Source organism: Ideonella sp. WA131b (assembly GCA_023657425.1).
GTDB lineage: Bacteria > Pseudomonadota > Gammaproteobacteria > Burkholderiales > Burkholderiaceae_C > Rubrivivax.
Window position 1 is genome coordinate 1,673,578 of sequence record JAGTJW010000001.1, and the last position, 14,034, is coordinate 1,687,611.

The window sequence follows — 14,034 nt, forward strand, 5'->3', positions numbered from 1 at the left end:
CAGGTGGGATCGGAACGATCACGAATCCTAGGAGCGTGGGCGGCACCCTGCCCGCTGAGTTGCAGGAGCCGAGTTTCCCTTTGTGGCCGACTGCGGCCCTTGTCGAAAGGCGACCGGCGGCAGTCCTCCCTGGCAGGCTGCGCGTCGCTGTTGCAACAACCATGGCGGGTCGCTACCAGGGTCCTGGCGCACGAGGCTGACCACGGCAACCGGCTCTGGCGCGGTCCTGGCAGCGTGCTTGTCTGTCGGGTTCCACGCAAGCCAGCAACCCGGCAAGCTGCGGCTCAAGCCGCCTGCGGCTTCACGCGCAGCGCCCACAGCACGCCGGCCACCAGCAGCGCCACGCCCACCAGCACGCCCGGCGCAGGCGCCTGGCCGCGCAGCATCAGCGCGTAAGCCAGCGCGGCCAGCGTCTCGAAGACGATGAGCTGCCCGGCCAGCGCCGGCGGCAGCCGCTGGCTGGCCTCGTTCCAGCACAGCGTGCCCAGCCAGCTGGCGAACAGGCCAATGGCCAGCATCAGCCCGATGAACTCCCACACCCGCGGGCCGAAGGGCATCTGCAGCCCGCCGCCCCCGAAGGCGGCGTCGAAGGCCCACAGCAGCGCATAGCCCACCGCCGCCAGCGGCAGCGTCGCCAGGCCCTGCGCCGTGGCCCAGGCGCTGGGCGAGCGGTCGGCGTGGGTGCGCAGCCAGTCGGCGTTGCGGATGGGGTACCAGGTCCAGCAGGCGACGGCACCCACCGCCAGCAAGGCGCCCAGGCCGTAGCGCACCAGGTCGACATCGCCCAGGGCCTGCAGCCGCGCCAGCTCGGCCTGGTTGACGAAGCCGATGCCGCCCGCGATGAGCGCCAGCGACGGCGCCAGCCGCGCCCAGGGCAGCCGGCCGTCGCGCGCGCGCACGGCCGCGCCGCTGCGCAGGTTGGAGACGATGGCGATGATCACCGGCAGCGTGCCGATGAGCATGATCGGCAGCGGGCCGCCGGCCATCTGGATGGCCGCCGCGAGGCACAGGTAGTACAGCAGGTTGCCGACGGCGGAGAGCTTGAGCGCCTCCAGCCAGTCCGCGCGCGACAGCTGGCGCAGCGCGACGCGCGCCAGCCAGGCCAGCGGCAGCGCGATGAGCCCGAAGGCCAGATAGCGGCCCACCACCAGCAGTGCCGGCGGGTACTCGGCCAGCAGCGTGGGCGCGATGAACACCAGGCCCCACATCAGGCCGGCGGCGAGGGCGAACAGCGTGCCCGGGATGAGGGAGTGGTGGGAGGCTTGCATGCAGGGCGCTGGTCCTGCGACACGAGGCGGTCGACACCGGGCCAGTGCGGGCTGGCGCCATTCTCACACCGGCCCACAATGCACGGCAGCAACCCGCGCGCCGTGGCCTGACCGCGCCGGACAGGAGTTTACCGATGCCGTACGTCCTTGCACTCGACCAGGGCACCAGCAGTGCGCGCAGCATCGTGTTCGACGCGCACGGCCTGCCGGTGGCGGTGGCACAGCGCGAGTTCGCGCAGCACTATCCGCTGCCCGGCTGGGTGGAGCACGACGCCGAGGAAATCTGGCACACGCAGCTCGCCACGGCGCAGGAGGCGCTGGCGCGGGCCGGCCTGCACGCGCGCGACGTGGCCGCCATCGGCATCACCAACCAGCGCGAGACCACTGTGCTGTGGGACCGCGCCACCGGCAGGCCGCTGCACCGCGCCATCGTCTGGCAGTGCCGGCGCAGCGAGCCGCTGTGCGCGCGGCTGCGCGAGGCCGGGTATGCCGGGCGCATCCGCGATCTCACGGGCCTGGTGGTCGACGCCTACTTCTCGGCCACCAAGCTGGCCTGGCTGCTCGAGCACGTGCCCGGCGCCCGTGCAAGGGCCGAGGCCGGCGAACTGGCCTTCGGCACCATCGACAGCTGGCTGCTGTGGCAGCTCACGGGCGGGCGCGTGCACGCCACAGACACCAGCAACGCCTCGCGCACGATGCTGTTCGACATCCACCGCGGCGCGTGGAGCGACGAGCTGCTGGCGCTGCTGGGCATTCCGCGTGCCGTGCTGCCCGAGGTGCGGCCGAGCAGCCACCTCTACGGCGAAGCCGACGCGGCGCTGCTGGGCGCGGCGGTGCCGATCGCCGGCATCGCGGGCGACCAGCAGGCGGCGCTGTTCGGCCAGGGCTGCTTCGAGGCGGGCCTGGCCAAGAACACCTACGGCACCGGCTGCTTCATGCTCATGCACACCGGCGCGCAGGCGCGGGCCTCCACGCACGGGCTCGTCACCACGGCCGCGGCGCAGCCCACGGCGGCGGGCGCTTACGCGCTGGAAGGCAGCGTGTTCATCGGCGGCGCGGTGGTGCAGTGGCTGCGCGATGGACTGCAGGCCATCGACAGCAGTTCGCAGGTGGAGGCGCTGGCCGCCAGCGTGCCCGACAGCGGCGGCGTGGTGTTCGTGCCGGCCTTCACCGGGCTGGGCGCGCCGTACTGGAACGCGCAGGCCCGCGGCACGATCACGGGTCTCACGCGCGGCAGCACCGTGGCACACATCGCGCGCGCGGCGGTGGAGAGCATCGCCTTCCAAAGCGCGGCGCTGCTGCAGGCCATGCAGGCCGACGGCGGGGTCGATCTGCCCGTGCGCGAGTTGCGCGTGGACGGTGGCGCCTGCGTGAACGATGCGCTGATGCAGTTCCAGGCCGACCTGCTGGGTTTGCCGGTGCTGCGCCCACGGGTCACGGAGACCACGGCGCTGGGCGCCGCCTTTCTGGCGGGCCTGGCCACGGGCGTGTGGAGCGGCACGGCGGAACTGGCGGCGCTGTGGCGGGCCGAGCGCCGCTTTGAGCCGCAGCGGCCGGCCGCCTGGGCGACCGAGCGCATGCAGGCCTGGGCTCACGCCGTGGTGCAGGCCACGGCGTGAGCGCGGGCGTGCTTACTTGACGGCGAAATCCGACAGCTGCTTGCCCGCGGCCAGCGCGTCGCGCAGCCATTGCGGACGCTTGCCACGGCCCACCCAGCTGTTGCCCTGGCCGTCGGTGAACTTGGCGGCGGCCTGTGTCTTGGGCGCGGCGGCCTTGCGCCTCTTGCGCTTGAACGGGGCGGCCTTGGCGCCTTCGGGCTTGGCCTTGCCCGTGAGACCCAGGTCGGCGGCGCTCAGGTTGTAGAACTGGACCGCCTCGCGGATGCGCGTGATGACACCGTCGATTTCGGTGCGGCGCGCCTTTTCGGCTTCGGCTTCCAGGGCCTTGATCTGCTTGACGATCTGGGCGTAACTTTTTGTCATGGGTTGCTCTTGGTTGAAACTCCCTGGACTGCCGGCGAATGCGAACTCGCCGGCAGCGGCCATTTCTGCATGGTTACGAAACACCTGGCCGAACACCGGATATCCCGACACCGCCTCTGCGGGCGGCGCGAACCATAACACAGCCCGTCAATGGCGACGCATTACGCAGGCGTAATGCGACCGAAATGGCACATTCGAAAAACAGCTTGTCCTGAGCTTGCCGAAAGGCTCTCTGCCCGATCGGCTTCTTCACAGACGCCAGGCGCGATCCTTATCCTCACAGGCTCTCACGCGCCGCCGCTGTGGCGCAGCGCGTCGAACTCGCCCATCAGCTCCACTTCGGCCGGCACGACGCCGGCATCCTTGAAGATCGCCATGCCCAGGCCAACTCGGCCGGCGTTTCGTCGTGGCATTCGCCCAGGTCGAGCGGCAGCCCCAGCTTCGGGCGAAGTCTCTACAGACTCTCAGGCCCGGACCTCGCGAGGCAGCGCCAGCCGCGCCGTCCAGTGGCGCGACAGGGGCGATGCCGGCTTGGCCATCGTGCGCTCGTTCAGCAGCGCGCGGCCCAGGCTGCGCCGCCCGCCCTCGGCAGCGGCGGCCAGCAGCGTCAGGTCGATCAGGTCGCGCTGCGCATGGCTGCCGCCCAAGCGTGCCGCCTGCCCGCGCACCGGGGTGATGAGGTCGACCGCACCGTTGGCGTCTCCGTGGGCCAGGGCCAGCAGGCCGCGCATCAGCGGCAGGCCCACCTCGCGCGCCATGGCATGGTTGTCGCGCCCGGCATCCACGGCCTGCAGGGCCCGCTCGGCGCAGCGCGCCAGCCAGGCCTCGGCACGCGGCACCTCGCCGGCCAGCAGCAGCGCCAGCACGCGGTGCACGTCGTTGAAGGCGTAGTGCCCGGCCTCGTCGTCAGCCTGCGTCCAGCCGTCGGCCAGAGAACGGCCGTGGGCACTCACGTCCTCGCCCAGCAGGTGCAGACGCCACAGCAGCGAGGCGGCGTCGATGCGGTTGAGCGTGATCTGCAGCGCCTCGCCGCTGAGGTGCTTGTCTACCACCCGCAGGGCACCGGCGAGGTCCATCGCCTCCAGACGGAACAGCGCCTTGTGCCACCACAGGTGGCCGGCCAGTCCGTTGCCCTCGGCCCAGTGCGGCTGCTGCTGGCGCAGCCAGGCGGCGCCATCCTCGAAGCGGCCCTGCATCTCCATCACGTGCGTCACCGCGTGCACGGCCCAGGGCACACCGGGGTCGATCGCCAGCGCGCGGCGGCCGGCCTCCTCGGCCTGCGGGTACAGGTTGCTCTCCTCCAGCCCGAAGGCCCACAGCGCCAGCACCGCCGGGAACAGTGGGTCGGCCTCGTCCCACTCGGGCAGTGCGCGCGCCGGGCGCTGGCGCAGCGACTGCGCGTCGCCGCGGTAGAAGTCCCACAGCTGCGCCCACTGCAGCGCCAGCGCATCGCGCGGGTGCTCCACGAGCACGGCGTCCCACAGGCGCAGGGCGTCGCGCCAGCGGCCCTCGAGCACGCGCTGCACGGCCTCGAGGTGGCTGCGCTCGCGCGGCGTGGCGTCGCGGGTCAGCGCACGGGCGAGCGACAGATGCGCGTCGGCCTGGGCCCGCAGCGCCGGCTCGGTCAGGCTGAGCAGGAAGCCGGCCTTCATCAGGTGTGGCAAGGTCCAGCCGGGGTCGGCGGCCATCGCGGCGTCGAGCTCGGCCAGCGGCGGCGCGTCGAACACCATCATCAGCCGCAGTGCACGCTCGGCCGCATCGCGAGCGGCGGCGCTGGCGCTGCTGCAAGGGTTGCCACGGACGTCCGGATGGGCCATCACCCTTGAATGTAGCGTGACGCTGAGACGCGGCCGACTCGACTCTCAGCGCAGGTGCCGCGCCAGGAAGGCCTCGGTGCGCTGCCAGGCCAGGGCGGCCGCCGCGGCGTCGTAGCCCAGCGCCGGCAGCGTCTCGTGGCCCGGGGTCTGCGTCTCGTTGGCGAAGGCGTGCTTGCAGTCGTAGCGGTGGAACTCGAGCGTGCAGCCGGCCGCACGGAGCTTCGCTTCCAGCGCGTCGACGTCGGCGATCTTGAAGAATGCGTCGTGCACCGCCCAGTGGCCGAGCATCGGCGCGGTGATCGCCGCGGCGTCCACGAACGCCAGCGGCGGCAGCCCGTACCAGGGCACCGCGGCGTCGAGCTCGCGCACGTGCACGGCGGCCAGGATGGTGAGCGCGCCACCCATGCAGAAGCCGGTGACGCCGACCTTGGCCGAGCCGCCGGCCTTGAGGAACTGCACCGCACCGCGCACGTCCTGCCCGGCGGCATCGCCGAAGTCCAGGGCGCTCATCAGGTGGTGCGCCTCCTCGGCCGCGACCGTGCTCTTGCCGCGGTACAGGTCGGGCACCAGCGCGCGGTAGCCGGCGGCGGCCAGGCGGTCGGCAACGCCGCGGATCTGGTCGTTCAGGCCCCACCACTCCTGGATCACGACGAGGCCCGGCGCCCGGGCCGCCACCGCCGCATCGGCCGGATCGGCCAGATAGCCCTGCAGCGCCTGGCCGTCGGGGCGCTTGAAGCTGACGGTGTGTCCCATGCTCGTCTCCGGTGGTTGATGAAGGCGTTCAGGCGGGCGGCTGCGGCCACGGCGGCAGCGGCCCCCGCAGCTGCTCGAAGGCGCGCGCCAGCCGCAGCACGCCCGTGTCGTTGTGGCGCGCCCCCGCGAACTGCACGCCGCAGGGCACGCCGCCGGCCAGCAGCCCGGTGGGCACGGCCACGGCCGGCTGCTCGCTGGCGTTGTACGGCAAGGTGAAGCCGATGTGGGCCATGGCGCGCGCCGGGTCGTTGCTGGGCATCGGCCACTCGGCCGGGAAGCCGCCGTTCGGCGCCACCGGCGACAGCACGTAGTCGAAGCGGGCGCAGGCCGCCACCGCGGCATCGCGCAGGCGACCGAACTGGCTGTAGCCGTGGAACGCCGTGGCAGCGTCGAAGCCGTCGGCCGGCGCCACCCAGGCCCGGATGAACGGCAGCACGCGCTCGCGCCGGCCCGGGGGCAGTGCCGCCAGGTCGAGCGCCGAGCGCAGCTGCCAGAAGCGCTCGATGCCTTCGGCCATCTCGGCGCTGGTGAAGGGCGGCAAGGGTTCGACCACGGCGCCGGCCTCACGCAGCCGCGCCACGGCGTCGTCGAGCGCCGCGGCCACGGCGGCGTCGACCGCCAGGCCCCAACCGGCATCGCGCAGCAGGCCGATGCGCAGTCCGCGAACGAAGCCGGCGCTGGTGCCGGCCACCTCGAGCCACGGCATCTCGGCGTAGGGCAGGCGCGTCGCATCGCGGTCGTCGGGTCGCGCGAGCACGGCCATGGCCGCGGCCACGTCGGCCACGTTGCGCGCCAGCGGGCCGGCCACGCGGCCCAGGTAGGGCGGGTGGATGGGCACGCGGCCATTGCTGGGCTTGAAGCCCACCACGCCACACCACGCGGCAGGCAGGCGGATGGAGCCACCGATGTCGGTGCCGATGTGCAGCGGCCCGTAACCCGCGGCGGCGGCGGCGCCGGCACCAGCGCTGCTGCCGCCCGGGTTGAGGCCGCGGTTCCAGGGATTGCGCGTGAGCGCGTGGAAGCTCGACAGCCCGGAGCTGAGCATGCCGAAGTCGGGCATCGTGGTCTTGCCCAACAGCACGGCGCCGGCCTCGCGCAGGCGCGCTGCGGGGGGTGCGTCAGCCGGCGCAGGCTGCAGCTCGCTGGCCGCGGTGCCCAGCGGCACCGGCGTGCCGGCGGTGGCGATGTTCTCCTTGATCGTCACCGGCACGCCGTCCAGCGGCGACAGCGGCTGGCCGCGGCGCCAGCGGGCCTCGGAGGCCTGCGCCTGGGCCAGCGCCTCGTCGGCATTCACCGCCCACAGCGCGGCGATGTGCGGCTCCCAGCGCGCCACCTGCGCCTGCACGTGGCGCAGCTGCTCCACCGGCGAACGCTCGCCGCGGGCGTAGGCCCGCGCCAGCGTGGCGGTGTCGTCGGCGGGCCCGGCCATCGGCGGCCTCGGGGCTCAGTGGGGCCGCGCCACGGCGGCGTCACCCTGCCGCCGCGCACCGGGCGGCGAGCCGGCCCCTGCGCTGCGGCGGATCGTGGCCCTGCTCATGCGTCCGCCTGGTTGTTCGGTTCAGGCGCGGGTCGGGGGCGGGGCCCAGTTCAGCGCCGCCAGGTCATTGGCGAAGACCGGGCTCGAGGTCCACAGCCCGCGCAGCCCGCGCCGGCCCACCGACACCTGGGCCGGGTTCCAGATGAAGGCGTTGACGGCGTCTTCGGCCAGCTGGCGCTGGATGTCGCGCCACAGGCGGCCCTTCTCGCGCAGGTTCCTCGTCGCTGCCAGCGTGGCCACCAGGCCGCGGAAACGCGGGCTGTCGTAGCCGAAGTAGTAGTTCGGGTCGGCGTAGGCCGTGGCGTAGTCCAGCGGCTCGACGTGGTTGATGATGGTCAGGTCGAAGTTGCCCTTGAACGGGCCCGACAGCCACTGCGCCCACTCGACGTTCTCGATCTTGGCGTTGATGCCCACCTTGGCCAGCTGCGCCGCGATGATCTCGCCACCCTTGCGTGCGTAGCTCGGGGGCGGCAGCGTCAGCGTCAGGTTCAGCGGCGTCGTGACGCCGGCTTCGCGCAGCAGCGCGCGGGCGCGTTCGGGGTTGTGCGGGTACAGGCCGGTGAGGTCGACGTAGCCCAGGTCGGTGGGCGCGAAGTGGCTGCCGATCGGCGAGCCCAGGCCCTCTTGCGCACCGTCGATGAAGGCCTTGCGGTCGATGGCGTGCGTGATGGCGCGGCGCACGCGCACGTCCGACAGCGGCGCCTTGCGGTTGTTGATGGCCAGGATGCCCTTGCCCGCGGTGCTGCCGATCACGACCTCGAAGCGCCGGTCGGCCTGGAACTGCTTGAGCGCCGACAGCGCCGCGAAGCGCGGGATGGCGTCGACGTCGCCGGCCAGCAGCGCCGCCACCTGGGCCGCCGGGTCGCTGATGAAGCGGAAGGTGGCGCGCTTCATGCGCACCCGGGCGGCGTCGCGGTACCCGGGCCAGGCCGAGAGCACGATGCTGTTGCCCCGGTTCCAGCTGTCCAGCACATAGGGGCCGGTGCCGATGGGCCGCGTGGCGGCCTGTGCGGCGCTGTCCGGGTGCAGGATGACGGCGGTGTTCTCGCCGAGCCGGAATGGCAGCATGGCCTCGGGCTGGTTGAGCACCAGGATCACCGTGTGCGCGTCCTGCACGACGACGCTGGAGATGTTGTCGAACACCGCCTTCTTGGCCCTGTTCGTGCTGGTGGGCGCGCGGGCGCGGTCGAAGCTGAACTTGACAGCGCTGGCGTCGAAGGGCTTGCCGTCGGAGAAGCTCACGCCCTTGCGCAGGATGAAGGTGTAGGCCTTGCCGTCGACGCCCTGGATCCAGCTCTCGGCCAGGAGCGGCAAGACGGCACCGTCTGGCGCGATCTTCGTCAGGCCCTCGAGGACGTTCAGGTGCACGACCTCGCCGATGGCCGCGGCCGGGGCGGTGGTGGGGTCCAGGCCGGGGCTGGGCTCCAGCGTCATGCCAAGCACGATGCGGTCGCGTGCCCCCTGGGCGGCGGCCTCGGGCAGGGCGGCGGCCAGCGGCGTGCCGGCGAGTAGGGTGTTGAAGGTGCGGCGGTCCAGGCTCATGGCGCGGGCTCTCCTGACGAAGGCGGCTGTGGCGGAAACGCCGCGATTGTGGCGCCAAGCCCGCTGCGCCGGCAGCCCATAGACCGTTCCTAGAATGCTGTGATGACGTGGCTGCTGCGCCTCCTGGGCGTGCTGATCCTGCTGACGGTGCTGGCGCTGTCGTGGCTGCGCATGCCCGACCGCCCGGTCGAGACGCTGGTGGCGCGCTGGGCCCCGGCGCCTTCGGACTTCGTCGAGCTTGGCGGCCAGCTTGTGCACGTGCGCGACGAGGGCCCCCGCGACGATCCTTTGCCCATCGTGCTGGTGCACGGCACCGGCGCCAGCCTGCACACCTGGGAGGGTTGGGCGAAGGTGCTCGTGCGCCAGGGGCGCCGCGTCATCAGTTTCGACCTGCCGGCCTTCGGGCTGACCGGGCCGTTCACCGGCCGCTGGGCCGGCCAGCCCTACCACGGCGACGTCTATGCCCGCTTCACGCTGGCGCTGCTCGACGCACTCAAGGTGCCGCGTTTCGTGATCGGCGGCAACTCGCTGGGCGGCGAGGTCGCCTGGCGCACCGCGCACGCCGCGCCCGAGCGCGTGGCCGCGCTGGTGCTGGTGGATGCCGCAGGCCCGGCCTTCGTGCCGGAGTCGGTGCCGCTGGGTTTCCGCGTCGCCCGCACGCCGGTGCTGCGCACGCTGACGGAGTGGACGCTGCCGCGCGAGCTGGTGGCCGAGAGCGTGCGCAACGTCTACGGCGACCCAGAGCGCGTGACGCTTGCGCTGGTGGACCGTTATTTCGAGCTGACGCTGCGCGAAGGCAACCGCGCCGCGCTGGTGCAGCGCCTGGCGCTGATGACCAGCGGCGAGCACGCCGAACGCATCGCCGCGCTGCGCCAGCCCACGCTCATCCTCTGGGGCGGGCGCGACCGGCTGATCCCTCCCAGCGTGGGCCGCGAGTTCCAGCGCCTCATTTCCGGCAGCCGGCTCGTCGAGTTCCCCGAGCTTGGCCACGTGCCGCAAGAGGAAGATCCGGCCTGCAGCGTGGCGCCTGTGCTGGCCTTCCTGAGCTCGCTGGGGCCGCCCCGTTAACCGGCCTTCCCGAGCGCTGCCGTTCCTTCACCAGCCACCTGGAGTCCGCCATGAACCGACTGTCTCGCCGCCATGTCGTCATCGCCGCTGCCGCGGCCGCCACCCTGGGCATGCCCGCTCGGGCGCGCGCCCAGGGCCGCAGCCTGCGCATCCTGGTCGGTTTTCCGGCGGGAGGCGGCACCGATGCCATTGCCCGGCTGCTGGGTGAGGCGCTGAAGGCCGAGCTGGGCGCCACCGTCGTGGTCGAGAACCGGGCCGGCGCGGGTGGGCAACTGGCGGCGCAGGCGCTGAAGGCCGCCGCGCCCGATGGCAACACGGTCTTCGTCTCGCACGACCACACGATCTCGATCCTGCCGCTGGTGTCGAAGTCGCCCGGTTTCGACCCGGCCCGCGACTTCGTGCCGATGGGGGGCTTCGCGAGCTTCGTCAACGCCTTCGCGGTGTCGCCGGGCACGCCGGCCCGCACGATGGACGAGTACGTGGCCTGGGTGCGCGGTCCGGGTGCCGGCAAGGGCAGCGTGGGCGTACCGGCGCCCGCCTCGACGCCGGAGTTCCTCGTCAAGGTGCTGGGCGAGCGCTACAAGCTCGACCTCGTGCCTGTGCCCTACCGCGGCAGTGCGCCGATGATGGGCGACATGCTAGGCAACCAGATCGCTGCCGGCGTGGGCTCGGTGCCCGACTTCATCGAGAACCACCGCGCCGGCCGGCTGCGCGTGCTGGCGGTGCTGGGCCGCGCGCGCCAGGCCGCCCTGCCCGACGTGCCCTCGTTCGGCGAGATGGGCCTGGCCGGCTTCGACGATCTGCCCTACTACGGATTCTGGGCCCCTGCGGGCACGCCGGCTGCCGCGGTGGACGGCTTCGCCCAGGCGCTGGCGCGCGCCGCCAACCGGCCCGAGGTGCGCGAGCGCCTGGGCCAGCTGGGCCTGACGGTGGACATGATGAGCCCGTCGCAGCTGGCCGTCCGCGAGCAGGCCTACACCCGCAACTGGGCGGAGATCATCCGCCGTTCGGGCTTCCAGCCCCAGTGAGCGTCTCCGGGGTCGGGCGGGGCGCTGACTACACTCGCGCGCCATGAAGATCCTGATCCTGGGTGCCGGCCGCGTGGGTGAAAGCGTGGCCGAGAGCCTGGTGTCCGAGAAGAACGACATCACCATCGTCGACAGCGACCCGGCGCGCCTGCAGGCGCTGCAGGGCCGACTGGATCTTCGCGGCGTGGTCGGCAACGGCATCCAGCCGAGCGTGCTGCAGGAGGCCGGCGCCGAAGACACCGACCTGCTGATCGCCTGCGCCCCGCTGGACGAGACCAACCTCGTGGCCTGCAAAGTGGCCAAGCAGTGCTTCAACGTGCCCACCGCCATCGCGCGCGTGCGCAGTCCCGAGTTCGTGGACGGCGGCGAGCTGATGCAGCGCGACGGCTTTGCGGTCGACCACCTGCTGTGCCCGGAGCAGACCGTCACGGCCTACATCCGCAAGCTCGTCGAGTACCCCGAGGCGCTGCAGGTGCTGGAGTTCGCGCACGGCCTGGTCAGCCTGATCGCGGTGCGCGCGGTGGCCGGCGGGCCGCTGGTGCAGCACAGCCTGGCCGAGATCCCGGCGCTGGTGCCGGACGTGGACATGCGCATCGTCGCCATCTACCGCCAGGACACGGTGCTGCCGGTGCTCGACGGCGCCACGCGCATCGAGCCCGGCGACGAGGTCTTCGTGCTCGCCGCGACCGAACGCATCGGCACCGTGCTGGGCGCGCTGCGACACCGCGCCGAGCCCGTGAAGCGCATGATGATCGCCGGCGGCGGCAAGGTGGGCCTGCGGCTGGCGCGACAGGTTGAGGGCCAGTGCCAGCTCAAGCTGATCGAGCCCAATGCCGGGCGCTGCCAGTACCTGAGCACGCAGCTCGCCGCAGGCACTCTGGTGCTGCACGGCGACGCCACCGACGAAGACCTGCTCGGCGACGAGAACGTGCAGGACATGGACCTCTTCATCGGCCTGACGGGCGACGACGAGGACAACATCATGTCCTGCCTGCTGGCCAAGCGGCTGGGCGCCCGGCGCGTGCTGGCCGTCATCAACCGCCGCGCCTATGCCGACCTCGTGCAGGGCACCACCATCGACATCGCCATCAGCCCCAGCCACACCGTCATCGGCGAGCTGCTGGCCTACGTGCGGCGCGGCGACGTCGAGGCCGTGCACAGCCTGCGCCGGGGTGCGGCCGAGGCCCTGGAGGCCATCGTGCGCGGCGACCGAAAGACCTGCCGCTTCGCCGGCCGCCGCATCGAGGAGGTGCCGCTGCCCAAGGGCGCGCAGGTGGGCGCCATCGTGCGCGGGCTGCACCGGGCCGACGGCTCCCGCATCGAAATGACCGTCGGCGGCGAGGCCAAGCCGCAGGTCATCATCGCCCACCACGACACGGTGGTGATGCCCAACGACCACGTGATCATCTTCGTGCCGCGCAAGCGCATGGTGCGTGAGGTCGAGAAGCTGTTCCAGGTCAGCGCCACCTTCCTGTTCTGATGCCCCCAGGCTCGCTTTCGCTCGCAGCGCCCCGAGGGGGCGCACAGCGGCTTCGGACGGTCGGGCGCCGCTGAGATGGGCATGCTCGCCGTTCTGGCCCTCATCGGCCGCATCGTCGCGCTGTTCGCGCTGATGATGCTGGTGCCGCTCGGCTTTGCCTGGGTTCAGGCCGACGGCATGCTGGGCACCTTCGCCCTGTCGATGGCGATCACCTTCCTGCTCGGCGCGGGCCTGGCGCTGGCCCTGCGGCGCCAGCGCCGCGAACTGCAGCCGCGCGACGGCTTCCTGCTGGTCACGCTCACGTGGCTGCTGATGCCGGCGTTCGGGGCGCTGCCGCTGCTGCTGGGCATTCCGGGGCTGAGCTTCACCGACGCCTACTTCGAGGCCATGAGCGGCCTGACCACCACGGGCGCCACGGTGCTGACGGGGCTGGAGCGGCTGCCGGTGTCGCTGAACGTCTGGCGCTGCTTCATGGTGCTGATCGGCGGCCTGGGCATCATCGTGCTGGTGGTGGCCATCCTGCCGCTGCTGGGCGTGGGCGCGTCGCAGCTGTACCGCAGCGAGGCCGCCGGCCCCATGAAGGATCAGAAGCTCACACCGCGCATGGCCGAGACGGCACGCGGGCTGTGGATCGTCTACTTCGCCATCTCCATCGCCTGCATGCTGGCGTTCCGGGCGGCCGGGATGTCGTGGAGCGACGCCTTCATGCACATGTGCAGCACCATGGGGCTGGGGGGCTTCGCCGCCTACGACACCAGCTTCGCGGCCTTCGAGTCGCCGCTGATCGAGGCCGTGGCGGTGTTCTTCATGTTGGTGGCCGGGGTGAATTTCGCGCTGTACTTCCTGGTCTGGAAGCGGCGCTCACTGGCCGTGCTGGTGTTCGACACCGAGGTGCGGCTCTACGTGGGCCTGATCATCGCTTCGGTGCTCGGCGTGGCGGGATACCTGTGGTTCACGGGCACCTACCCGGGCTTCGGCGCATCGTTGCGGCACGCCGCATTCAACGTCGTGTCCATCGCCTCGACCACGGGGTTCGCGTCGGTCGACTACGCGCAGTGGCCCATCTTCGCGCCGGTGTTCATGCTGTTCCTGTGCAGCTTTGCCACCTGCGCCGGCAGCACCGGCGGCGGCATCAAGCTGGTGCGCGCGATCCTGCTGCTGAAGACGGCGCAGCGCGAGCTCACGCGGATCGTGCACCCGCGGGCCGTGGTGCCGGTGACGCTGGCCGGCGCAGTGGTGCCGCCGGCGGTGATGTACTCGGTGCTGGCCTTCATGTTGATCTATGGCTTCGTGATGATGCTGGTGACCCTGCTGCTGCTGCTTTCGGGCCTGGACCCCGTGACCGCCGCCTCCGCTGCCATCGCCTGCATCAACAACACGGGGCCGGGACTCGGGCAGGTGGGGCCTGCGGGCAACTACCAGGGACTCACCGACTTCCAGACCTGGGTGTGCACCTTCGCGATGCTGCTCGGGCGGCTGGAGCTGCTGAGCGTGCTGGTGCTGTTCACGCCGCAGTTCTGGCGACGGTGAGGGCGCACCGGCCGCAGCTGGTCGAGGGT

The 14,034-nt window shown here is 72.1% G+C and carries 11 protein-coding genes; 5 read left to right on the top strand and 6 right to left on the bottom strand.

Translation table 11 applies throughout. From position 1 onward, the window contains the following. Positions 1-284: 284 nt before the first annotated feature. A complete protein-coding gene (locus tag KA711_07665; GenBank protein MCM0608861.1) occupies positions 285-1,268 on the bottom strand; it encodes a DMT family transporter in 984 nt (327 codons plus the stop codon). Between the two features lie 134 nt (positions 1,269-1,402). Between KA711_07665 and glpK the strand changes: the two genes are divergently transcribed. Continuing rightward, positions 1,403-2,887, top strand: coding sequence for a glycerol kinase GlpK (gene glpK, locus KA711_07670; protein ID MCM0608862.1), 1,485 nt, complete (start codon positions 1,403-1,405; stop codon positions 2,885-2,887). 12 nt (positions 2,888-2,899) lie between these two features. Here the strand turns inward: glpK and KA711_07675 are convergent, their stop codons facing one another. The 5 genes from KA711_07675 to KA711_07695 all read right to left on the bottom strand — a co-directional run bounded on the left by KA711_07675 (position 2,900) and on the right by KA711_07695 (position 8,899). Beyond that, entirely contained in the window at positions 2,900-3,250 is a 351-nt protein-coding gene (locus tag KA711_07675) for an H-NS histone family protein (protein ID MCM0608863.1), read from the bottom strand. Positions 3,251-3,714: 464 nt separating this feature from the next. Next, positions 3,715-5,067 (bottom strand): tetratricopeptide repeat protein, encoded by a 1,353-nt coding sequence (locus KA711_07680; GenBank protein ID MCM0608864.1) that lies wholly within the window; start codon positions 5,065-5,067, stop codon positions 3,715-3,717. A 45-nt stretch (positions 5,068-5,112) separates the two neighbouring features. After that, positions 5,113-5,820, bottom strand: coding sequence for a dienelactone hydrolase family protein (locus KA711_07685; protein ID MCM0608865.1), 708 nt, complete (start codon positions 5,818-5,820; stop codon positions 5,113-5,115). Positions 5,821-5,848: 28 nt separating this feature from the next. Continuing rightward, positions 5,849-7,249 (bottom strand): amidase, encoded by a 1,401-nt coding sequence (locus KA711_07690; protein MCM0608866.1) that lies wholly within the window; start codon positions 7,247-7,249, stop codon positions 5,849-5,851. Between the two features lie 129 nt (positions 7,250-7,378). Further along, entirely contained in the window at positions 7,379-8,899 is a 1,521-nt protein-coding gene (locus KA711_07695) for an ABC transporter substrate-binding protein (GenBank protein ID MCM0608867.1), read from the bottom strand. Positions 8,900-9,001: 102 nt separating this feature from the next. On the opposite strand from KA711_07695, the gene KA711_07700 reads away from it, so the two are divergent. From KA711_07700 to KA711_07715, 4 genes are all read left to right on the top strand, one after another. Then, positions 9,002-9,967 (top strand): alpha/beta hydrolase, encoded by a 966-nt coding sequence (locus KA711_07700; protein ID MCM0608868.1) that lies wholly within the window; start codon positions 9,002-9,004, stop codon positions 9,965-9,967. Positions 9,968-10,017: 50 nt separating this feature from the next. Then, entirely contained in the window at positions 10,018-10,995 is a 978-nt protein-coding gene (locus KA711_07705) for a Bug family tripartite tricarboxylate transporter substrate binding protein (protein MCM0608869.1), read from the top strand. A 43-nt stretch (positions 10,996-11,038) separates the two neighbouring features. After that, positions 11,039-12,475 (top strand): Trk system potassium transporter TrkA, encoded by a 1,437-nt coding sequence (gene trkA / locus KA711_07710; protein ID MCM0608870.1) that lies wholly within the window; start codon positions 11,039-11,041, stop codon positions 12,473-12,475. Positions 12,476-12,550: 75 nt separating this feature from the next. Further along, positions 12,551-14,005 (top strand): TrkH family potassium uptake protein, encoded by a 1,455-nt coding sequence (locus KA711_07715; GenBank protein MCM0608871.1) that lies wholly within the window; start codon positions 12,551-12,553, stop codon positions 14,003-14,005. Positions 14,006-14,034: the final 29 nt, after the last annotated feature.